The following is a 21,386-nucleotide window of genomic DNA, read 5'->3' on the forward strand; positions in this document are numbered from 1 at the left end:
TTACTGTCAATTGCGTGTTAGTAGCAATTTTTTTACGAACGTTAAAGGATTATCCTAATTCATCTTGAATACATATATTCTGAGTTTTTGGAGGTGTATAATGGAAATTTATCATTTTACAAAAGAGAGCGGAAAGAAGATTTCGGCGTTTCAGTCTGACTTTATCATGTCGCGGACTATTCAAACGACCAAGGGTGCACATATAGGATGTATGCACCTAGAGGAAAATGGGTTAATTGGCTATCATCAAGCGGTAACTCCGCAGCTTTTGCTAGTGGTAAGCGGCGAGGGTTTTGTCAGCACAGACCGTGATGAATACGTCAAAGTGCAGCCTGGAGAGGCGGTCTTTTGGAAGAAAGATGAATGGCACGAAACCAAAACAGATAAAGGGTTAACGGCGATTGTGATTGAAAGTGAAGAACTAAATCCGGCAGCCTTTATGCCAAGAAAGGATACATAGATGAATTATTTTGTGATTGGTGATGTGCATGGTTGCTACTATACATTTGTTGCGATGCTTGCGAACCATTGGGATAAGGAAAATGAGATTTTGATCCAGCTCGGGGATTTAATTGACAGAGGCAATCATTCACCGAAGATGGTACAGTTTGCTAGGCAATTACGTGATGATTTTCCAAGCCAGGTTTATTTTTTAAAAGGAAATCATGAGTTTGAGATGATTGATCACTTCACGAACCAGCCAAATCAGAATTGGCTGAGGCAGTGTGGGGAGGAAACGTTACGGCAGTATGAGGCCGAGGAGCGGGATTGCATGAGCGATGTGAACTGGATGAAACAGCTGCCGCTATTGTTTGAAAATGATCATTTGTTTGTAAGTCACGCAGGGATTTCGGCAGACACGGAAAACCCATTCGATGAAGAGGATTCCTACGGTGTTTTATGGAATCGGAGTCCATTGAAAAATATTCAAAAGCTGCAAATCATTGGCCACACGCCATGTGAGGAGCCGAAGTATGACGAGCATAGTCATTCGTGGAATATTGATACTGGTGCCGCGTATTCTGGGTATTTAACCGGTGTAAAAATTAAATCGAATGGCAAGGTCATCGAATTTATCCGTGAAAATACAGATCACAGAGATAAATAGGTTTGAAATTTCCTCCACGTTCTGGTGTATTAAAATAAGAGGGGACAACCTAAAATGCTAAATAATAAAGTTGATATAATCAAACTAATCCAAAGCGACGAACAAATGATGGAGATTATAAAGGCTGCAAGTACATTGAATTTACCGGACTGGTGGATATGTGCAGGGTTTGTACGGTCGAAAATCTGGGACACCTTGCACGGGTTTAAGGAAAGAACGCAGACACCAGATGTGGATGTTATCTATTTTGACCACACTAACATCGATGAGAAGGTTGAAAAGGAATTGGAAAATAAGCTGATAAGAATCATGCCTCAAATACCATGGTCTGTTAAAAATCAAGCGAGAATGCACATCAATAACAATCTTCCTCCTTATACCTCGTCAGAAGATGCGATTTCAAAGTTTCCAGAAACGGCAACTGCCCTTGGAGTGAGGTTAGAGAAGGGTAATTTGGTTCTTACTGCTCCTTGTGGAATAGAGGATGTCATTAATTTGGAATTGAAACCAACTCCCTTCTTTATTGAGACAAAGGAACTTGCTGCCATTTACGAGGAACGGATTCTAGAAAAGAACTGGAAAGCTATTTGGCATAAAATTAAGGTCAGTCATATAGTGAATAACTGATTTATTCGGATAAATTAAATAATGTTTGGAGTTATTCTAGGGCTGCCAATGGGGCAGCCTTTGTTTTTTGATAACCTTAACAATGCACCGCTTTTTATTAATATAGGTGGCGTTTGTGATTGTCCTCATTCCCTAGCATTAAGGAAAAATCCTTCTACAAAAAGAGTACGATTAGTCCCAAATCGCCCGTATTAAAGACAAATCCTTCTACACCAAGAGTGGATTTGTCCCCAACTAGAGCTACAATATTTTGTTTAAGCTGTAATCGTAAATAATACACCGTTAATAGTAAACAATACTGATAAAAAGGAAAATGGAGGATGATTATGCGTATATTTCGCACCATACTGATTTCATTATTGTTGTTGAATCTTGCTTCATGTTCAACCAATGAGAAAGAGGATAATAAAAAGCAATCGGAAAAATCAAAGGAGGAAGCGAAGGAAGGGAATGTTGAGGTGGAAAAAGGGCTCCTCAATGTCGAAATAACAATACCTGCTTCCATGTTTGAGGGGCAAGATATAAACACGGTTATTGCCGATGCGAAAAAAGAAGGCGTGAAGGAAGTCACTCAAAACGAAGACGGATCGCTAACTTATAAGATGTCAAAAGCGAAACATAAAGAAATGATGAAAGAAATGAAAGAGTCAGTTATTGGATCAGTGGAGGAAATGAAAAATAGTGAAGATTATCAATCAATAAAAGATATTACCTATAACAACGATTTTTCAGAGTTTACGGTTGTAGTGGATCAAGCCGCATTTGAAAACAGTATGGATGGTTTTGCTACCATGGGGTTAGCGATGTCAGGTATGATGTACCAGCTTTATAATGGTGTAGATCCAGATAAGTATAAGGTAACCATATCTCTAAAGGATGAAGCGACGCAAAAAGTGTTTGATGATGTTGTTTACCCAGATGATTTAAATGAAGAACAAACGGAAGCGGAATAAAGCGGGAGGTTCAACTATGCGTAAGCGAATCAATCTATTTATAGTGGGAATCTTGTCTATCGCCATACTTGGAGCATGTGGACAAGATACAAAAGATATTACTGTCAAAAAAGAGGACAATCAACAAGAAACTAAACAAACGGAAGAAAAAGGGACCTCTGAAAAAAAAGAAGAAGCAAAATCAAAAATAGGTTCACGTTCCAATCCGGTTCCATTTCAGTCAACAGCTACAGTGGACGATGAAATCTATAATGATAATGGGGATGCCTTCCCGATTAAGTTTGATTTAACGGTTGTAGAGGTGGTTCGTGGAGAGGCTGCTTACCAACAATTAAGATCAATGAATGAATTTAATGAACCTGCACCAGAAGGATATGAGTGGGTTCTAGCGAAAACAAAGGTAAAGTTTGTTGAATCAGAAACAGAGGATTTAGCATTTCATATTGATGGGATTATGAACTTTGATATGGTAAGTGAGAGTGGCGATATTTATAGCGGTGATATCGTCGGATCAACCGAACCTGATTTTAGTTTTGAAATGTATGTGGGCAATGAAAAAGAAGGTTACATTTCTGGTTTGGTTAAAACAGGGGAAAAAGCACAACTTCGTTATAAAGAAGTGTTAGGAGGACAAGTTTTCCTTAACCTTCAATAACATGACAGCGAAATGAATAGCAGTAAAGATAACCTAAACGGGTTCATTATTGCGGGTAAACTCAAGCATTATCTTTTAACTGTAAAAAGCATGTAAAAGAGCAGCCGAATTCATTCAGTTGCTCATTTTTTGTTGAAAAAAAGGAAAGTACACGGTTTATTCTTTAACCGCAAAAACGAAAACAGCATCGGCATAATATTCACCATCCACAACCACTCATAACGCGGCTTTTTGGAATTAAGGTAGCAGTTAAGCGTTCTAAAAGAATAAAGGATTCTGTAATAGTTCAAATATCCTAGTAAGCCTCAATTTTAATGAGGAATTAGTTAGGCAGATAAACTAAGGAAAAATGCAGGTAAATGGAGAATTATGCAGGTAAGAGGAGCAAATCCGCAGGAAGAGGAACCATTTTGGCAGGAAGAGGAACTGCGACTAAAAAAGGTAATCTAAATACCATACTTTGAACTAGAATCTACGAAGAAAATTGAGAAAAACACCATACTTTGGTAGTTCGATAGCCTGTGCCATGCCTCAACTTGGCCTTTTTAAGCTTCAAGTTTTGGTACGGAATTAGTTAGGCAGATAAACTAAGGAAAAATGCAGGTAAACAGAGAATTATGCAGATAAGAGGATAAAATCCGCAGGTAAAGGCATCGTTTTGGCAGGTTGCATGATTTTGAACTATCTTTAAAAAGAAAAGGAGTGGGCAGCATAATGATAAAAGCTGTTTTGTTCGATTTAGATGGAACGTTGTTAAATCGAGATGAATCGGTAAAAAAGTTCATCCATAACCAATATGACAGATTGAATAGAATCGTAGGACATATTCCGAGAGAGACCTATATAAAGAGATTTATAGACTTGGATCAACGCGGTTATGTATGGAAAGATAAGGTGTATCAGCAGTTGGTGGAGGAGTTTCAATTAACGGGGATGACTTGGGAAGAACTACTTCAAGATTACCTCTCAGAATTCAAAAATCACTGTGTTCCATTCCCAAATCTCATTTCCACACTGGAAAAATTGAAAAGCCTCAACCTGAGAGTAGGGATGATTACAAATGGGAGAGGGCAGTTCCAATTGGATAATATCAAAGCATTGGGGATCGAAAAGTATTTTGACACCATTCTAATTTCAGAATGGGAAGGAATAAAGAAGCCAGACCCCGAAATTTTTAAAAGATCGCTGAAGCAGCTCAACGTTTCTGCTCAGCAGAGTATGTTTGTCGGGGACCACCCTGAAAATGATGTGAAGGCGGCTCAAAATGTTGGTATGAAAGGGGTTTGGAAGAAGCACTTTCAATGGGAGTCGATAGAAGCAGATTACATAGTGGATGATTTAGCGGAATTACTTTTATTTTTACCATAAGAGAACTAATCATTTATCGGTGATCATTCCATCATCTTAATTCATGATTCAAACGATTATTCAAATTCCAAAAGGAATAGAAGTAGGAGATTCCATTCAAAAAGCAAAGGATTTATATGGAAACAGGTATTATACACGAATAGAACAAGGCGTTACGATTATTGGATATGTGGATAAAAAGCACAACCAATCCCTTGAATTTTGGTGTGATTCTAAAAACAAAATCATTCTGTATCGATTGGATGATAATTCAATGGAATAGTAGATACCCCAAAATAAAGGAATTTTCGAACCTCTCTCGAATAAAATATAGCCGGTTAATCAAAATGGAAAGAGGTATGTTATGAAAACGATTGAGATCGCATATGGGGAGCACCCGTCACAATTCGGGGTATTGCGTAGACCTGAGGCGCCTGGGAACTGTCCTGTGATGGTGAGTATTCACGGCGGTTTTTGGCAGTCGAAATATGGTCTTGAGGAAAATGAACCGCTAGCTGAAGATTTGGCGAAGCGCGGGTTTGCGACATGGAATATTGAGTACCGCCGGATTGGCGAGGAAGGCGGGGTGTGGCCGGGGACTTTTCATGATGTGGTCAGTGCGGTTAATCACCTAGACCAGCTGAAGGACACCCATCAGCTTGACTTATCAAAAGTGGTGGTCATCGGGCATTCAGCGGGAGGCCATTTGGCTCTTTTACTGGGATCGTTTTTGAACGTAATGGATAGCCCATTGGTTGTTCCTATAAAAGGAATTATCAGCCTCGCCGGGGTTACTGATCTCGGCCAAATGCTGCAGATACATACGGAGAGAGAAATTACGAGCCCCGTTACAGCGTTCCTAGGCGGCTCAATGGAAGAGTTACCAATTGCATCCCCCATCGAATTGCTGCCCTTGAATGTGGAGCAAGTGTTAATTCATGGTGAGTTGGACCGCCATGTTCCGGTCTCTTTAAGTGTGGACTATCATCGGAGGGCCGAGGAGCTGGGAGATAGCGTCCGTCTAATTACACTCCCGGAAGCAGATCACTTTATGGTTGTCGACCCAACGTCTTCGGCATGGAAAACCGTGACCGATTCGCTGGAGGGGTTAATTTGAAATGGCTAGAGTTTGAGCAACAAGCAGAAAGTGAAGGTCTATCGATAACGGGTAGGAGCCAACGTGTAAGGAGTGAACGAAATGCAACCAGAAGTAATAAAAGCGATTGACCTGCGATATGAAGGGAAGACAACGGAATCGAACGAATTACTACAAAAAGTAGTAGAAGAGTTTCCAAAGGACCCTTATGTGAACTATCAATGTGCGTGGAGCTTTGATTTGTTAGGGAAAGAAACCGAAGCGATTCCCTATTATGAAAAAGCGATTGACCTGGGGCTGTCGGGAAAGGACTTAGAGGGAGCGCTGCTTGGTTTAGGAAGTTCCTACCGTACTATAGGAGAATACGCCAAGTCCAAAAGCGTTTTTCAAAAGGGGCTAGATGTATTTCCGAACAATCGAGCTTTAAAGGTATTCTATTCGATGACGCTTTATAATTTAAAGGAACACGACACTGCCATGGAGATTCTGCTAACCAGTCTGATCGAAACCACAGCGGACGAGGATATCCTGCATTATAAAAGAGCCATTCAATTCTATTCTGATAAACTAGATAAAACGTGGAGGTAGCAAAAGCAGGCAGGCACGCGGTAGCAGGTTCCGTTTCCGTATTACAAAAAACATGTTAGCCAAAAAAAACAAGCACCCTTCAGGAGCTTGTTTTATCAGTTTAATCTTTCTTCAATTTTCAGGGTTGGGAAATAATCACCAAAACTATTTGTTTCCTTTTCGTTCCGGTTCATACTAATAGTCCCTGCACCAGGATAGGTAACGGTTAGTACTTGCCAGCCTTCATAATTTAATAACTCATCTGATAATGAACTGTATTCATTAACTGCTAAATCCTTGGCGGAAAACTGTTCCATTGGTGCTAACTCAATGGTTGCGTTGATTTCACCGTTTTTAAAAGAAACGTTATTTACTACATAAGAATAATCACTAATAATTTCCTGTACTTTATCTGCTGTAATTTGCTGTTCTTCGGCTGCTTTGGAATCCGCTTCTGCCTTAGCTGCCGCTTCTTCTTGTTTTGCTTTTTCTTCCGCTAAACGTTTCTCTTCGGCGGCCTTAGCTTCCGCTTCCATTTGTTTCAGATCCTCTTGCATTTTAAACCATGGAGCTGCTTCATCTAGTTTCGCTTGTAAATCTTTATTTTTGGTTTCAAGGCTTGCTACGGTTTCTGTTTTAGTAGATAGTTGCTTCTTTAATTCATCTACTTTGGCGTTCGCCTTATCCACTTGATCTTGTGAAGGACCAGCTGTAGCTCCAATACTAAGAGCAATCAATGCTGTTAATACATACTTCCATCTCATTTTTAAAAATGCTAAAACCACTTTCAATGTGGAACTCCCCCTAGTGTATATTCATATGATGTCTAGTCCAATTTTACCAGAATAATAGAGAAAAAGGCCTTGCCTCTATCAACTACCTTTAATTGGTAAAGCAGCATCTTGGACTCTTCCACCCATTAAATGGAGTTATTATGATCCGAATAGATTTTTATGTAGTACAAAAAAGGCGTTTGGTAAAATTTGTTATATAATACATTAAAGGGGGGATTTATTTGAAAAAAGGAATGACCCAAATTTTTGCAACCACTATGTTTTCTTTACTTCTATTAATGTTAGTGGGATGTACCGAAAGTAAGGAAACGCAAACTCAAGATGAAAATATAAAAACGATTGAAGCTGTATTACAGAATAGCCTTACAGGTCCAAGTGATGAAATGAAACGAATATTGGAAAAAGAAAGTGAAGAAAAATTTGAAGCCTTGAACCAATATGAAGAAAACCTATTTAAAGATTATTTTGCAAATGAAATGTCCTATACGGATTTCGTTAATAACTACGGTTCAAGATTAATGATTCAACCGAATAATGAAGATTACCAATTTAAGATAAAAAAGATAGATTACGAAAAGGTAGATGTGAAAGATAGAGTTTATAATTTCTCAGTAGAATTACAGTTCCAAAGAGAAGGCAGTGAAAAATCAGAAGTTGGGATCGTAACGGGACAAGTGAATTTAACGGAAGAGCACAAAATAGAAGGTATGTTAATTCGCACGAAGGATTTTTGGGGTTCTATGATTGAAGAAACGAAGGAAAATAGAGATGTATATATAAAAGATGGAAAAGCGTTATTGATGGTTGCCCCGGACCCATCTCTTTCAGCAGGAAAACCGTATGGATACGTCTTTCATTTCACTGCACCTTTTGAGACGTTTAAAGGGAAAGAATTAGCTATATATGCTTACCATCAAGAAACAGGAGAAAAAATTACAGGATTGTCCCCAGAAACAATTAACGAGCCGTCAACAGGCTATTCCACTTTAGAACGCTTCACTGCTACCTTTACAATTCCAAAAAGCGGTGTGTGGCGTTATGAAGTGGAGTTAGACGGTGAATTTTATGCTGATGTTGTTTTTGCGGTTAATTAAGTTCCTAATTTGAGTTTTTTTTTCCCCAGTAACCGAACCCGTCAAAGATAATCCACTGCTTCTTCATGTTAAAATAAAATTAAAAGATATACGAGGTGCTTATATGAATAATCCTATCTTAAATCAAATCGGAACCGTATTCATCCCGGTAAAAGACATAGAAAAAGCAAGAGATTGGTATTGTAGTCTATTAGGTATCGAGGCAGCAGGTGAAATCCAGTTTGGCCATCTTTATGTCATTCCCATGGAAGGTACGGGGATTGTATTAGATAGCAAAATCTATTCTGAAAATCATGTATTTCATACACCGGTGTTCCATTTCAATACCTCAAACATTGAAGAAGCATTTACTTTTTTGAAAAATAAAGGTGTTAACGTCGTAACGGAAATTCAACATGGGCATTATTTTAATTTCAAAGACCCTGATGGAAATCTGTTAATGATTTGTAAATGTTAAAAACAAATGCATTTGTTCCTAATATAAACGGAGATTTTTCCGTTAAGCTGTGAATTGAGTTCTGTTCGGGGTAAATAAGCGGAGGTTTTCCGATTAACCTAAGCAAAATGAACCAATTTCACTTCTTTCGAGTAAATAGCCGGAATCCTTCCGGCTATTTAAGCTGTTTTCAGTGCTTTATCCTAATTAAGAGAAATTTCTCCGCTTATTCCTCAAACTCGCATATGTTATTTGACCTGTCCACAGAAATAGCTCCACGGCCTTCCTAATGCTGAGCCTTCTCCAGCGCAAGTTTTACCCCAAAACCGATCAAGATCGTACCAGTGAATCCTTCCATAATACGCTGGGTCTTAGGCTTTTTCATAAAAGCACTAATCTGGTTAAGCAGATAAATATAGAACAAAAACCAGACTGCCGTTAAAAGGGTATAGGTGATTCCCATGGTGAGAAAGGGAATAAAGGTGTCGCTGCCGGAATGCACAAACTGCGGCAGGAAGGTTAGAAAAAATACGGCTACTTTTGGATTGAGAAGGTTGGTAAGGAAACCTTGTTTAAAGCATGATTTACCCTCATATTTACTTTCCGTAGTAATCTCGGGCGTGATTTTCCGGCTTCTGAGTGCCCATAACGTTTTAACCCCTAAATACACAAGATACACAGCACCGACGTATTTGAAGATAGAAAAAACAATAGCTGACTTCACAATAATGGCGGAAAGGCCAACGACGGCTGCTGTTGTGTGAATCAGTAATGCGCAGCAAGTACCAAACATCGTTTGGAAACCTCCTGTTCTGCCGACAGAGAGGGTGTTCTTTGTCGCGATAGCTGTATCAGGGCCAGGCAAAAGAATCAGTAAAACACACATAATCACAAACATATAGAAGTTCTCCAAGGTAATCAGCGCCTCCTAGATAAGAATAGTTAGACTAAATTTATCACAAATTTTTTGAATAGTGTTAAAAATATTTTTAGAATTGCTCTTGAAGTTAGAGACCTCTTCAGTTGCCAGATCGGCGGCTTTTTCTAATTTAGCTAACCTCGCAGAATAGTTAATATGTACCAACACACAGGCATACAATCGCATTAAGACCAGTTGAATTTTTCCAAAGGAGCTGATAGTCATGTCTACTCCAAACCCCACGCAATACTACCTGCTGCCAGAGCATTTCGGAGCAAAAGGTGATGGTGTTACGGATGATACAGAAGCCTTGAAAAACTGCATTGCCAGTGCACTGGGAGGAAGGGGAATCGTAAGCCTTAAGCCTCACGGTACCTATGTAATTTCACAAACACTCGTCATCCCGGATTATATTTCGGTTATGGGTAACAATGCGTTAATAAAGGTTTCCCACGTATGGAATCAAGTAACAGTAGGTGCGAGTGTTCCTGTTAATACGATCATTTGGGTAAAGGGGCGGGAACCTTTTGCGGAATCAGAATTTGCTATGAGCACGAGATTTATAAAGGATTTGAAAATCGATGGAAATCCCCATTACAGGGACATGATAGGAATGTATATGGGGACCGCTGATCAACGTAAAATTACACAGCCCACCAGTATTAACTATGCTGTCCATAAATGTGCATTTAAGAATATCTCAGTCTCTCATGTCTCTATAGGTTTATTTTTAGCAGAGGTATGGGGGAGTTATTTTGAAAATATTAGTACGTCGTTTATTAGGGATTGTGGGTTGAAAATACAAGGACAAATTGTTAATAACACCTTTGTCGGCTGTCAATTTTCTGGTGCTAATGATGGTGTTTATGTAGATGGAGCCATCTATCAAGGATCGATTAGACGTCCGGAGGGCTGTATGTTCTTGGGGGGATTCATCGGTGTAGCGAAAAGGGGTGTCAATGTGGTGCGAGGATTGGCATTCAAGTTCTCTCACGTCATCATCGACTTAAACGCTCACTTTGCTGTTACAGGGGTTGATATGTCAGACGTTGTATTTGATGGATGTTGGATTTACTGTACAGCAAGGGCAATAGATATCCAAGCGATGTTTACCATTTATAATAATACATACGTAGCTTTTAACAATTGTCAGATTTCGAGTGATGGTGTAACGGACCCTTATGTAGCCTATGTCCATGTCAGGCAAAATGGGATTGTGTTCAATGGTTGTAAAATCAATGGTGTTATGTTCTGGGATGAGGGGAGTAGTGGTGTAGTGACCAACTGCCAATGGAGTGACCAAACCACTTCCAAGCCTAGAATTATAAAATATGGTACTGGCTATGTTAGACAATCTCTCAATATGTTTAAGCATGATGGAAGACTAGTTGCTACATTAGGAACGTGGTAAAAAAATACTTGGATCCATAATAGGCTCCAAGTATCACAACAACCGTGTATTTGTCCGCTCGTCCGTACTTACAGGTGAAGCAATGACATTAATAAATAATATGTAAACCGGAAACAGCAAGGATGACCCAAAAATTAAGAGACTAAATCTAGGAAAAAGCGTCACTCCTGTATTAAGAGGAACAAAGACAGTGAAAAAGTAGAATAACATAATAAAGTAAGGTACCCACAGAATGAGTTGCCAATAATGATGTTTACTGCCTAACATCCATTTTTTTGTTAAGTTAAAAAAAATAAGGGTAGAAAGAAGAAGTCCAATAACATTAATAACAGCTATGACAATGTAAACATGGTCCCATGCAAAGCCGTATAATTGGCTAATATGAGAAACATTGATAATGAGTTCGATGGCGATAAACAACGCTAACGCGTATAAAGCACTAATCGTATTTAACTTTATAAAAAACTTCATCATAACCTCCGTAATTCAGTTAATCTCGTATTCCATTATACATCTTCTAAAAAGGAAACGGGTCTGAATTCGAACTTTAAACCTATTCAATGAATTTTCTGCAGTAAAAATCTAGGTTCCTATCGCAAACATTAAAAAATGTAACTATAGTACGGTTATGTTTTTCGCGTAAATAACCGAAGCCAAATGAATTGAAGGATCCCTGCAACCAATACACCGATTAGTGTGTCTCTCAACCTATCCATGGCATAATCCTTTGATTGGTGTTCAAAAACAAAAACAAATAGGATCGTAATGGAGACCTGATGAAGGACTTTTTTGTCCAATTTTAAAAACATCGAGACATAACAGCCTAAAAGAATTAAAATTCCTAAGCTCCAACCCTCAATGGTAAATGTCTTGCGATAAAAACGGTAACAATTAATCCGATAATCGTTCCCATCATTCGTTTTATAGAAAGATTAATCGTTTTATCCATTGAAGATTGAATCGTTAGGATGACAGAAAGTGGTGATAAATAAGGATGGTGAGAGCCTAAAAGTTTGGATAATTCCCAAGATAGAATAGAGCCTATAGATAATTTCCATGCTAGTATAGTTAAATCTTTATTAAAAAATTGCTTTTTCTGTAATTCCATAGGGAACCTCAATCATTATTATTTTTTCCTGCTTTGCTTCCATAATAAAGCTTAACCAAACGAATATGTTTATATGTAGAGAATTTACGCCGCTCTTTCGATGATATTGTGAAGGAGTGCGCTTAGTAATTGCGTGTATTACTAAAAAATCAGGGTTCCTTTTTACTGAACTAACGAGACAGGATGAATCATGTTTTAGAATACGAGGGTAGGGTATTAAAATAAAGAATAAATGGAAGGAGGGAAATGATCATGACACATGAACAATATCAGTCTGTAATGGAGTCACTACATGAATGTATGGTTGCGTGTAATCATTGTTATGACGCTTGTTTGAAAGAAGACAATGTCAAAATGATGGCAGAATGTATCCGTCTTGATAGAGAGTGTGCAGATATTTGTGCGTACCTTGAACAGGCGATAGGCAGAGGAACACCATTTATTTCGGAGTTGGCAAAAGTATGTGCACAAATTTGTGAAGCATGCGGGAATGAATGCAAAAAACACAATCATGAACACTGCCAAAATTGTGCTGATGCTTGTTTTAAATGTGCAGAAACATGCCGAAGCCTGATTGCTTAAATTTCCTTTTTCACCTTTTTTTAAAAAAACTAAACAAAATTAAATCCAAAATGCGTTGACCCGAAATGGGTTAATGCGCTTTTTTGTATATAAGAATATTATTAGTAGCAGATACCTACACGTGATTTTATATAATCGTTTCCTTCTATCTGTTTAAAAGTAAATTCAGCTGTATCTTTTACAGATATTTCAGCTCCACCCTCCGGCAAAAAATCTCGTTCTATTCGATAGTTTCCCACCCTTTCCCCATCTGGCAAGTACGTAGGGCAGACAATTGTCCAATCGAGGTTTGATTGTTTGAGCATATCGTAAACTTTATGATGTTCTTCCGCTGCGCGGGTAGATTTCCGCTTTGATTCACTTGATTGATAACGCAGCGAATTCTGTGTAGTTCTACTCTGCAGAATACCTGCTGTTCCTATCGTAATGATTCGTTTTATACCTTCGCTTTCCATTGCTTCGATCATAAGTGGCATACTTTCTGATAGGGTGGTTGTGCCATCAGTATTCAGGGCACTAATAACGACATCAATCCCCTGCATGGCACATACGATATCCTCTTTATTTAAAACATTCCCCTGAATAATGGTTAAATTCTCATTATTTATTTGAATCTTCTCTGGGATGCGTACTAATACAGTAACATGATGTCTTTCATGAAGAGCATAAGGAATGATTTGACTTCCAACTCGTCCAGTAGCACCTAAAAGTAAAATATTCATAAAATTAAGCCTCCCTTGCCAATACTACTATTTTACTATAAAAGTTTTGTTAATGTCTTTTGAGTTTTAAAAGGAAAACATATTGAAAATGGTGGCCTTTGAAGTATCACAAGTTGAAGTAGAGGATATACGGTGGAGCCATTTTACATTAGACGTTTCTAAAGTAAAATGAATCATAGGAAATTGCGTTGCACTATCGTACAACGCATAATTATTGTTAGATCATCTCTGGACAAGAGAACATTCGATTAACCGGAATCTGGTTGTTTTTCTAACCATCCATGTTTAACCATAATATTGTAGGAAATAGCGCCAGCCTCCAAAGCGTGGGTAAATACTTTCGTATAGTTTACGAGTATATCCGATCTAAAGCTGGAACCTAGTGAGGCACCATAGTAGGTAAGGGCTGCATTGACTAAAAAACCTGCATGAAACATGATCAATTTGTCAGAAAAGGGGCTTACGGTAGAATCGGTAATTTCGGCATCCCATTTCTCAGGGATTGGTAAATGGTCCTCTTGTAAAATTGCGTCAAAACCTTCAGCATCTTTTCCTGCTAATTTCACATTTTTTAAAAGAAAATTACGAACGTCTTCACGCACAGCTACCTGACTAAAAGCTAAACTTAACGAGCTGATAAATCCCGTTTTCGTGGAATTAAAAAATAAAGTGCTGATTTCCGAACCATTTAATGGTCGCTTATCTCCAATTAAATTTGCAATGAATCCTGGTGTTTCCATAAACTTCACCCCGTGAGGAGAAGGAATGGAGGGAACACTTTTAAATTTTGGCTGGTCTTTAGCCAATTCCACGATTCTTTGAAACAGGTCCTTTGTAGAAGTCATACAATCATAAAAGTAATTTTGAATGTCCTGTCGCTCAGAGTTTGTAATCGCTAAGCCATAGGCGGTTAAACCATGTATGGTCATAATATAGGAGTAAAAAAGTAAAAATTGGTCAGAAAAAAGACGAGGCGCATTAATATTCACGTCATTCTCTGTAAATCCTAATGGAATTTGGAAATTAGCACTTTGTAAGAATTTGGTGATTTTTGTAACATGGCTCTCAGCCATCTCTAATGCGGTTTCCATAATGGGTTTTATCTCTTCGTTTTTAACAATGGCAAGAAAATATTTGTAAACACAGATGGCCATACTATCACCTGTATATTGCAGCCAAAGAGCAGATACTTCGGCAGCGGTTAACGTGCTGTTTTTTGCTTTCCTAAAAATATCCAAAAGAAATACCTCCAATTTATTATTCAGAGATTATTTTATGGCATTGGTAACCCTGGTTAACATTAAGTCAGAGAAACTATGTATTTTTGCCATTGTTCAATAAAAACTCATCCTTGCCGTTTCTTCTAGCTTTTACAATGATTATGAAAAATATGAGTTATGGACACAACGAACTAACAGCGGCGTAGTTCCAAGCAGGATTAACGCTTCTTTTTGTTGAACTTTATTTTAGTAGCTGAAGAAGGAATTGAGTAGAAATAAAGCCATTTGTGATGTTTTAGTAGATATCACAAATGGCTAGCCTTTTTAGAAAAGTCCCGCTTCTTTGGCAGCTTCTATACTGTTCCTAGCAAACTCAGCCGGACTCATTCCAACATTCTCCCAATGCATATACATTAAGCGCGGTTCTTCAAACAGCCAATGATTATGAAATGCTGTTACGATTATACCTCTGCAGCGTAATGCATCGAGCATTGGATTAATTTCCCTTTGAAGGAGCACAGTTTCACCTAGGTTAAGACCATTATTCTCAAAAGATAACATAAATGGAAGTGCTAGCGGAGAAAGCGTGCGACGACCTAAAATAGTTGCTCGAATATCATCTCGAAGACGCATAACTACACAAACAGGAGTCGCTTGAACAACTTCACCGCCGATTATGTCTGCAAGTCTTTGACAATTTGACATAGTAAAACCTTCTTTCTATTAATATGTTATATCCTATGAATAACAAAAAGGCTTGTTTAGGTTTTTTCATTAACCAGCGATAAAATAGGTAATAAATGGTTTAAGGTTAGTTGAATAACATGTAATTACATAAATAAGGAGTAAGAGAATGAAATATAATATAGAAATTTTAACGGAGAGTCACGAAGAATTTTCTGTTTTTTTAAAAACAATGATAAAGGAGTTTAATAATAAGTACTCCTTACACCATAGAGAAGCGAGGAACAAAGGTTCAGTGCAACCCATAAATATTATTGTTTCGGATAATCATAAAAAATGGATTGGTGGCATAACCGCAGATGTTTACTGGGACTGGCTTGAAATCAATGATTTTTGGTTTCGTGAAGAATTTAGGGGTAAAGGTTTAGGCGGGGATTTGCTTGATAAAACGGAAAAGTTAGCTAAGGAGAAAGGTGCAAAAAAAGCACTATTAACTACTTTTAGTTTTCAAGCACGCTCTTTCTATGAAATAAAAGGATATAAAGTGGTCGGTGAAATTAAAGATTATCCTCCTGGTAGCAGTTATTTTACAATGGTTAAAGACTTATTGGGTTAATGATTTTAATAGTTATGAATTCCCACCCCGAATTAACAAGGCATTTTGGATTAAACAATCTCATACTTAACAATGAGTGGACCAATAGTCCACTCATCCCTAATTTCTTCTGAATAATTTTACATCGGAAACATTATTAGGTATAAATGTAGTGGCATTAAAATCTTTATCTTGGGTAAGAATTTCAAGATGTCGAACTGCTTCATTAAACTCTGCCACCGTTAATTGTTTAGTTGCGAGCAGGGAAGTTAGGATGGCAAATGCAATGGGAGTCGTATCAACAAATACATCAACTTGTACATCCACATCAGAATTGCCGCTTTGTCCTATCGTATTAATGTTTTCACTGTTAATCCTTACATCATCTTTTTCGAAAGCAAAGGATTCAGAGGTGTTAGTAGTATTCAACCTTGACTTTTGCCAACCAGAAGGGGTATGCCTGTTTCTACCTCGGTATTTTTCCATGAATTCCACCTATCCTTATTAAGGGTGGAATACAGTTATCCCACCCTTAATTGTTAATTAAAAATCAACATCCACATCTGTATTTTGGTCTTGATCATTGTCTTGGTCTTGATCCGATCTTACTCGTGCATTACTTCTGCTATTTAGTGCAATATCTACGCGGGAATTTCCTGAGTTATTGATTGTTGCTCTCGCCACATTGGTATTTCTGTCAGTATTACGTACTTCCGCATCTGCATCTGATTCTGAACGGTTGCGAACATCATTTTCAAAATCCGTATTTACATCCACATTAACGTTTGTGTTTGTGTTTGTGTTATTACGGCGGTTTCTACCTGAATTTCTTCTATCCATTTTTATAATCCCCCTAAATGTTTTAAATTTTATTAATAATAAACTCTAAGAAATAAATCTAAAATATCCTAAAACTCAACATCCACATTTGTATTTTGGTTTTGATCATTATCTTGCTCTTGATCTGATCTTACCCGTGCATTACTTCTGCTGTTTAGTGTAATATCTACACGAGAATTTCCTGAATTATTGATTGTTGCTCTCGCCACATTTGTATTTCTATCAGTATTACGTACGGCAGCCTCTGCATTCGAATCTGCTTCGTTGCGAATATCATTTTCAAAATCATTATTTATATCTACATTAACATCTGTGTTGGTGTTATTACGGTTGTTTCTTCCTGAACCAGCTATATTATTATTTCTTCTTCTATCCATTTTGTAATCCCCCAAAATAGTAAATTAATTTATAGAGTTTAAGAAGTATTGATTAAATAGTCTCTAAAAAATCAATCAACATCAATATCCACATCAGTATTTTGGTCTTGATCATTGTCTTGCTCTTGATCCGTTCTAACGCGTGCATTGCTGCGGCTGTTTAATACAACATTGACTCGAGCATTTCCTGAATTGTCGACAGTTGCTCTTGCCACATTTGTATTTCTGTCAGTATTACGTACATCGGCAGTTGCATCTGATTCTGAAATGTTGCGTATATCGTTTTCAAAATCATTATCTACCTCAATATCTATATTAGTGTTATTGTTGTTATTTCGGTTATTGTTATTGCTATTACGGTTATTAGTACTTCTAAACCAACTTTGATTTCCCTGATTATTAAATTGTCTTCTAATCATTTTTATCCACCCCACTTCCTTTACATGTTAATTAGTTTATTCTTCAAATGCATTTAGGAATGGACAAATTATAGAGGGGCAAACACCTTTTTTTATTAATGTGCAATTCGATCCCCTCATGACAGAACCTTTGCAGTGGGGAAGCTGTTATACTGCAAGAAGAATCGAACCTTTTATTAGCAGATACTGTGAACATACTATTATAGTTACTGGTTTTTCTAATCATTTTTAAAAAATTCTCAGTTAATGTATATCTATTTCAAAAAAAATAAAGATCCAGTTCATCAAGGGATGTACGTTTGCACCCCCAGTCCTAACAGATAAAGAAGTTAGGACTTCTTTATAAGCAACAGTATTATGATATAAAAAAGACAGCTAACCAATTAAATGGATAGCTGTCTTTTATAATTAGTTCGGTTCAACATGGACAATGACATCATAGACACTATGCTCGTTTATTAATATATCCTCAACCTCAGTAGTTATATCATGAGCTTTCTTTAAATCCAGGTTGGAGTTGACAAGGATTACAATATCAACTACTACGTTATTCCCGTAATTCCTTGCTTTAATATCCTTAACGCCTTTTACACCGTTACATTTGATAATGGACGCTTTATAGGCTTCCAATTGTTCCTGATCAAATCCATCTGTGAGATGGTGAGATGCGTCACGAAAAATATCCCAAGCGGTCTTACAAATAATTAAGCCCACGATGATCGCTGCAATAGGGTCTAACCAAGGGAGACCAAATTGAGCGCCGATTATTCCCACGAAAGCCCCCACACTAACCCATGCATCTGATAGATTATCTTTAGCCGCAGCCATAACGGATTGGCTATTTATTTCTCTTGCTAGTTTTTTATTATATCGATAAACAAAATACATAACCAAAGCACAAAAAAGTCCTGTCCACGCTGCAAATAAATCTGGAGATTCTTCAATTCTATTAAAAACGCTAGAAATTGCTTGTATTGTAACTTGAATTCCAACCCCCATCATGATGAACGAAGCTGCCATAGAGGCGACCGTTTCCGCCTTCCAGTGCCCATAAGGATGGTTGTCATCTGGCGGCCGCTGTGATAACTTCAGACCAATTAATACAGCGATTGAGGCGACTATATCAGTGGCATTATTAAATCCATCCGCTTTCAAGGCTTCTGAATCAGCTGCAACCCCAACTAGTATCTTTAATGAGGACAAACAAATATAAGCAATAATACTTATTATTGCTCCTCGTTCTCCTCTTTTTAAATCCAAATATGCTTGTTCTTCCATTATCTATCCTCCATCGATCAAGTACCCTATCCATTATGGAACAGAAATATTGTGTGGGTCTAGAGAAACCTTGTGTTGCTCTTCTAACAATATTGATTGTGGTAAACATTTTGTTTAAACCTTTGGGAAGTTATTTCCTAAAAAAATAAGGAGAAATTATTTTTGCAAAGTTAGCAAAAACTATTCAAAAAAGGAGTTTATAAAATGAAAAAAACATTCGATAAAAAAGTTCTGGAGATATTAGAAGACAAAATTCAACTGATTAAAACCGACAAAGGTGCTATTTACTTGGTGGGCCCGATTAGACTTCCCGTTAATTTATACGGAGAAACGGTCGTCTTCCAGTGGTATTGCTGGCTGAATTGTGATGAGGTAACGGAAGATTTTGAAAGAATTATTGATAAATTATCCTCCGTTAACCTAGCAGAGTTTCAACAATCCAGCGTTTTAGTCTATGGAGATTTTGAATATGATAACGATGCTATCATTCGATTCCATTCTATCTGTCATACAGGTGATATATTTGGAAGTAAACGATGTGATTGCGGATTCCAATTAAAGCAGTCAATGAAAATGATTACGGAACATGGGACTGGTGCCTTATTCTATCTAGCTAATCATGAAGGCAGAGGGATAGGTTTGTTTAGTAAGGCAATGGCTTATATTTTACAAGAAAACGGTTTTGATACAGTTGAGGCAAATGAAGCTCTTGGTTTTGTGGATGATTCAAGAAATTATGGGGATGCCATTCTTGTTCTAAAAGCATTACGGAATAAAACAGTAACACTCATCACAAACAATCCTAAAAAATTACAAGCATTAAAGGATGCAGGTTTGGAGGTTTCGGGAAGAGAACCTTTATGGGGAGATATTTCTGAATATAATGAGAAATATTTGAAAACAAAAGTAAACAAGTCTGGTCATTTGGAAGAAGAGGGAACTTGCTGTAATGACTAATATGAATTATATAAGGATGTAGCTCTAAAAAATTTGAAGTGGTTAATCCATTAGTTAGGAACTAAAAAGGAAAAGGAATAAGAATAAAAACACTGTCCATTCCATTCCTTGAAATAGAATGGACAACGTTTTTTTAGGGGAAGGGAAAACTTAATAAGGTGTAATTAAGTAATAAATTGTTTTTATTCTAGGTTCTACGACTTGTGTAACTAATTTTATCTCAAAGTTTTTAATGCTCCACTCCATGCAATCACTTGGTCAAGCATTGCGTTTACATTATTAAGGTGCAAATCTTGAGGTTTGAAATCTGTACCGTTCTCAAAATCAGTAAATAGAGATAAAGTTGGATGTACCCTCACATCAGCGATCATTAATTCCCCGCAGATTCCACGTAAATGTTCAGCTGCTCGGGCACCACCTGTTGAACCATAACTGACAATGCCTGCTGCTTTATTGTTCCAAGCCTCGCGTGCAAAATCAAGGGCATTTTTTAATGCTCCTGTAATACTATGATTGTATTCTTGGACAATAAATACGAACCCATCCAAATTGGCAAGTTTTCCGTTCCAATCGGCAATTCCTGGTTCGGAGCCATCGGTTGTGCCTAAGAATGGTAAATTAAAATCGGCAATATCAACGATTTCGTAATTAGCGTCTCCACGCTTATCAGCAATCCCTTTTACCCATTCTCCAACTTGTGGACTTACACGACCCTGGCGTGTACTGCCAAGAATAATACCAATATTTAACTTTTCATTCGTCATGTTATTTTCCTCCTTCGTTTGAGTACCAAATAATTTACTTAAAAAACCCATCATTCACACACCGCCTCTGGCTAAATTTATCTGTTATAAGTCCCCCTTTTCCTTACTAAATAAAATCTCCTCAAAGCTAATATCAGTTAATTTATTTAGGTTTATACCACTACGGCGAATATATAAAAAACATCCAAGGTTCCTTAGAATAAGAAAAAATTACCGCAATTATGTATGTAAATGGAAACTACACATCTTTATTTTTATTCATAATTTTGTCCACACCATGGGACAGCTCCATTCATAGTTTATGGTAAAGAAACTAGGAGGATGAGGCTATTGGCAGAGAACGATAAAGATTATAAACCGAAGGGAGAAAATGACCGTTTCACAAGATTAATGTTTGGAAACAGTAAACAGAGCGACATTGATGAAAGCGATGATCATCAAGTCCATTCAGAACAAAAAAACAATTCCAAGTTCGTTAGGGAATCATCTGGCTTAGATGATTGGTTTTTGGGGAATAGGAGAAAAGCTCTGGAAAAGAAATCTACAAAACATCTAAACACGATTGAAAATACGCTGAAAAATGTCGATTTGGAATTGCTTATGGAAACCATGCATATGTTTGTTACAACATCTAATCAATATAAACCAATTATTAAAGAAGTCAGCCCTTATTTTAATAGCTTTCTTAAAAAGTTCAAATCCAATAAGGATTAAAAAACCAGAATGTCTCTCTTTTTGATCAGGATTAGTGTAAATAAAAAAGAAAACAGAAGCGTCGGCTGACGCTTCTGTCCTTGAAAGGTTTAGTTTGTCTATTTGATTCTTTTACAATA

Annotated in this window: 30 protein-coding genes; 16 read left to right on the top strand and 14 right to left on the bottom strand. The window is 37.4% G+C overall.

Annotation, left to right across the window (positions count from 1 at the left end; all coding sequences use genetic code 11):
* Window positions 1–100 precede the first annotated feature (100 nt).
* From BANA01_RS22085 to BANA01_RS22125, 9 genes are all read left to right on the top strand, one after another.
* Window positions 101–460 (top strand): cupin domain-containing protein, encoded by a 360-nt coding sequence (locus BANA01_RS22085; protein WP_063254793.1) that lies wholly within the window; start codon window positions 101–103, stop codon window positions 458–460.
* The gene (locus BANA01_RS22090) at window positions 461–1,108 is read left to right on the top strand and encodes a metallophosphoesterase family protein (protein ID WP_063254794.1); all 648 of its coding nucleotides are present in this window, start codon (window positions 461–463) and stop codon (window positions 1,106–1,108) included.
* A gap of 54 nt (window positions 1,109–1,162) precedes the next feature.
* Window positions 1,163–1,735: a nucleotidyltransferase family protein gene (locus BANA01_RS22095; RefSeq protein WP_063254795.1), complete on the top strand. Its 573-nt coding sequence runs from the start codon at window positions 1,163–1,165 to the stop codon at window positions 1,733–1,735.
* A gap of 326 nt (window positions 1,736–2,061) precedes the next feature.
* Window positions 2,062–2,688: a hypothetical protein gene (locus BANA01_RS22100; protein WP_157411861.1), complete on the top strand. Its 627-nt coding sequence runs from the start codon at window positions 2,062–2,064 to the stop codon at window positions 2,686–2,688.
* A gap of 16 nt (window positions 2,689–2,704) precedes the next feature.
* A complete protein-coding gene (locus BANA01_RS22105; RefSeq protein WP_063254796.1) occupies window positions 2,705–3,343 on the top strand; it encodes a hypothetical protein in 639 nt (212 codons plus the stop codon).
* 714 nt (window positions 3,344–4,057) lie between these two features.
* Entirely contained in the window at window positions 4,058–4,711 is a 654-nt protein-coding gene (locus BANA01_RS22110; RefSeq protein WP_063254797.1) for an HAD family hydrolase, read from the top strand.
* A gap of 43 nt (window positions 4,712–4,754) precedes the next feature.
* Window positions 4,755–4,973, top strand: coding sequence for a hypothetical protein (locus BANA01_RS22115; RefSeq protein WP_063254798.1), 219 nt, complete (start codon window positions 4,755–4,757; stop codon window positions 4,971–4,973).
* A gap of 81 nt (window positions 4,974–5,054) precedes the next feature.
* Window positions 5,055–5,807 (top strand): alpha/beta hydrolase, encoded by a 753-nt coding sequence (locus BANA01_RS22120; RefSeq protein ID WP_063254799.1) that lies wholly within the window; start codon window positions 5,055–5,057, stop codon window positions 5,805–5,807.
* Between the two features lie 81 nt (window positions 5,808–5,888).
* The gene (locus BANA01_RS22125; protein ID WP_063254800.1) at window positions 5,889–6,374 is read left to right on the top strand and encodes a tetratricopeptide repeat protein; all 486 of its coding nucleotides are present in this window, start codon (window positions 5,889–5,891) and stop codon (window positions 6,372–6,374) included.
* 95 nt (window positions 6,375–6,469) lie between these two features.
* Here the strand turns inward: BANA01_RS22125 and BANA01_RS22130 are convergent, their stop codons facing one another.
* Window positions 6,470–7,144: a hypothetical protein gene (locus BANA01_RS22130; protein ID WP_063254801.1), complete on the bottom strand. Its 675-nt coding sequence runs from the start codon at window positions 7,142–7,144 to the stop codon at window positions 6,470–6,472.
* Window positions 7,145–7,368: 224 nt separating this feature from the next.
* Between BANA01_RS22130 and BANA01_RS22135 the strand changes: the two genes are divergently transcribed.
* A complete protein-coding gene (locus BANA01_RS22135; RefSeq protein WP_063254802.1) occupies window positions 7,369–8,241 on the top strand; it encodes a hypothetical protein in 873 nt (290 codons plus the stop codon).
* A 103-nt stretch (window positions 8,242–8,344) separates the two neighbouring features.
* On the top strand, window positions 8,345–8,698 hold the full coding sequence (locus BANA01_RS22140) for a VOC family protein (RefSeq protein ID WP_063254803.1): 354 nt from the start codon (window positions 8,345–8,347) through the stop codon (window positions 8,696–8,698).
* Between the two features lie 265 nt (window positions 8,699–8,963).
* Here the strand turns inward: BANA01_RS22140 and BANA01_RS22145 are convergent, their stop codons facing one another.
* A complete protein-coding gene (locus BANA01_RS22145) occupies window positions 8,964–9,590 on the bottom strand; it encodes a LysE family translocator (protein WP_063254804.1) in 627 nt (208 codons plus the stop codon).
* A 229-nt stretch (window positions 9,591–9,819) separates the two neighbouring features.
* On the opposite strand from BANA01_RS22145, the gene BANA01_RS22155 reads away from it, so the two are divergent.
* Window positions 9,820–11,007 carry a glycosyl hydrolase family 28-related protein gene (locus BANA01_RS22155; RefSeq protein ID WP_063254806.1) on the top strand — a complete coding sequence of 396 codons (1,188 nt, stop codon included), beginning with the start codon at window positions 9,820–9,822 and terminating at the stop codon, window positions 11,005–11,007.
* A 33-nt stretch (window positions 11,008–11,040) separates the two neighbouring features.
* On the opposite strand, the gene BANA01_RS22160 is transcribed toward BANA01_RS22155, so the two are convergent.
* From BANA01_RS22160 to BANA01_RS22170, 3 genes are all read right to left on the bottom strand, one after another.
* Complete coding sequence (locus BANA01_RS22160; RefSeq protein ID WP_063254807.1) at window positions 11,041–11,478, bottom strand: hypothetical protein; 438 nt, start codon at window positions 11,476–11,478, stop codon at window positions 11,041–11,043.
* A 155-nt stretch (window positions 11,479–11,633) separates the two neighbouring features.
* Window positions 11,634–11,816, bottom strand: a complete 183-nt coding sequence (locus BANA01_RS30020; RefSeq protein ID WP_063254808.1) for a hypothetical protein — start codon at window positions 11,814–11,816, stop codon at window positions 11,634–11,636.
* 32 nt (window positions 11,817–11,848) lie between these two features.
* Window positions 11,849–12,115, bottom strand: a complete 267-nt coding sequence (locus BANA01_RS22170; RefSeq protein ID WP_063254809.1) for an aromatic acid exporter family protein — start codon at window positions 12,113–12,115, stop codon at window positions 11,849–11,851.
* A gap of 252 nt (window positions 12,116–12,367) precedes the next feature.
* On the opposite strand from BANA01_RS22170, the gene BANA01_RS22175 reads away from it, so the two are divergent.
* On the top strand, window positions 12,368–12,697 hold the full coding sequence (locus tag BANA01_RS22175; RefSeq protein WP_063254810.1) for a four-helix bundle copper-binding protein: 330 nt from the start codon (window positions 12,368–12,370) through the stop codon (window positions 12,695–12,697).
* Between the two features lie 101 nt (window positions 12,698–12,798).
* Here the strand turns inward: BANA01_RS22175 and BANA01_RS22180 are convergent, their stop codons facing one another.
* The 3 genes from BANA01_RS22180 to BANA01_RS22190 form a co-directional block, all read right to left on the bottom strand.
* Window positions 12,799–13,419, bottom strand: a complete 621-nt coding sequence (locus tag BANA01_RS22180; protein ID WP_063254811.1) for an NAD(P)-dependent oxidoreductase — start codon at window positions 13,417–13,419, stop codon at window positions 12,799–12,801.
* Between the two features lie 248 nt (window positions 13,420–13,667).
* Window positions 13,668–14,657, bottom strand: coding sequence for a DUF3231 family protein (locus tag BANA01_RS22185; protein WP_063254812.1), 990 nt, complete (start codon window positions 14,655–14,657; stop codon window positions 13,668–13,670).
* Between the two features lie 306 nt (window positions 14,658–14,963).
* Window positions 14,964–15,344, bottom strand: a complete 381-nt coding sequence (locus BANA01_RS22190; RefSeq protein ID WP_063254813.1) for a DUF1259 domain-containing protein — start codon at window positions 15,342–15,344, stop codon at window positions 14,964–14,966.
* A gap of 148 nt (window positions 15,345–15,492) precedes the next feature.
* On the opposite strand from BANA01_RS22190, the gene BANA01_RS22195 reads away from it, so the two are divergent.
* Window positions 15,493–15,939 carry a GNAT family N-acetyltransferase gene (locus BANA01_RS22195; protein ID WP_082799631.1) on the top strand — a complete coding sequence of 149 codons (447 nt, stop codon included), beginning with the start codon at window positions 15,493–15,495 and terminating at the stop codon, window positions 15,937–15,939.
* A gap of 99 nt (window positions 15,940–16,038) precedes the next feature.
* Here BANA01_RS22195 and BANA01_RS22200 read toward each other — a convergent pair whose 3' ends face one another.
* The 5 genes from BANA01_RS22200 to BANA01_RS22220 form a co-directional block, all read right to left on the bottom strand.
* Window positions 16,039–16,404: a hypothetical protein gene (locus BANA01_RS22200; RefSeq protein ID WP_063254814.1), complete on the bottom strand. Its 366-nt coding sequence runs from the start codon at window positions 16,402–16,404 to the stop codon at window positions 16,039–16,041.
* A gap of 57 nt (window positions 16,405–16,461) precedes the next feature.
* On the bottom strand, window positions 16,462–16,758 hold the full coding sequence (locus tag BANA01_RS22205) for a hypothetical protein (protein WP_063254815.1): 297 nt from the start codon (window positions 16,756–16,758) through the stop codon (window positions 16,462–16,464).
* 68 nt (window positions 16,759–16,826) lie between these two features.
* The gene (locus tag BANA01_RS22210; protein WP_063254816.1) at window positions 16,827–17,135 is read right to left on the bottom strand and encodes a hypothetical protein; all 309 of its coding nucleotides are present in this window, start codon (window positions 17,133–17,135) and stop codon (window positions 16,827–16,829) included.
* Window positions 17,136–17,206: 71 nt separating this feature from the next.
* Window positions 17,207–17,554, bottom strand: coding sequence for a hypothetical protein (locus BANA01_RS22215; protein ID WP_063254817.1), 348 nt, complete (start codon window positions 17,552–17,554; stop codon window positions 17,207–17,209).
* Window positions 17,555–17,962: 408 nt separating this feature from the next.
* Window positions 17,963–18,832 (bottom strand): cation diffusion facilitator family transporter, encoded by an 870-nt coding sequence (locus BANA01_RS22220; protein ID WP_063254818.1) that lies wholly within the window; start codon window positions 18,830–18,832, stop codon window positions 17,963–17,965.
* A gap of 204 nt (window positions 18,833–19,036) precedes the next feature.
* On the opposite strand from BANA01_RS22220, the gene BANA01_RS22225 reads away from it, so the two are divergent.
* Window positions 19,037–19,789, top strand: coding sequence for a GTP cyclohydrolase II (locus BANA01_RS22225; RefSeq protein WP_063254819.1), 753 nt, complete (start codon window positions 19,037–19,039; stop codon window positions 19,787–19,789).
* Window positions 19,790–20,004: 215 nt separating this feature from the next.
* On the opposite strand, the gene BANA01_RS22230 is transcribed toward BANA01_RS22225, so the two are convergent.
* Window positions 20,005–20,604: an NADPH-dependent FMN reductase gene (locus BANA01_RS22230; RefSeq protein ID WP_063254828.1), complete on the bottom strand. Its 600-nt coding sequence runs from the start codon at window positions 20,602–20,604 to the stop codon at window positions 20,005–20,007.
* A gap of 279 nt (window positions 20,605–20,883) precedes the next feature.
* Here BANA01_RS22230 and BANA01_RS22235 point away from each other — a divergent pair, with 279 nt between their 5' ends.
* A complete protein-coding gene (locus BANA01_RS22235) occupies window positions 20,884–21,267 on the top strand; it encodes a hypothetical protein (RefSeq protein WP_063254820.1) in 384 nt (127 codons plus the stop codon).
* The last annotated feature ends 119 nt before the right edge of the window (window positions 21,268–21,386 follow it).

It is taken from the genome of Neobacillus niacini NBRC 15566 (assembly GCF_001591505.1).
Lineage (GTDB): Bacteria > Bacillota > Bacilli > Bacillales > Cytobacillaceae > Neobacillus > Neobacillus niacini.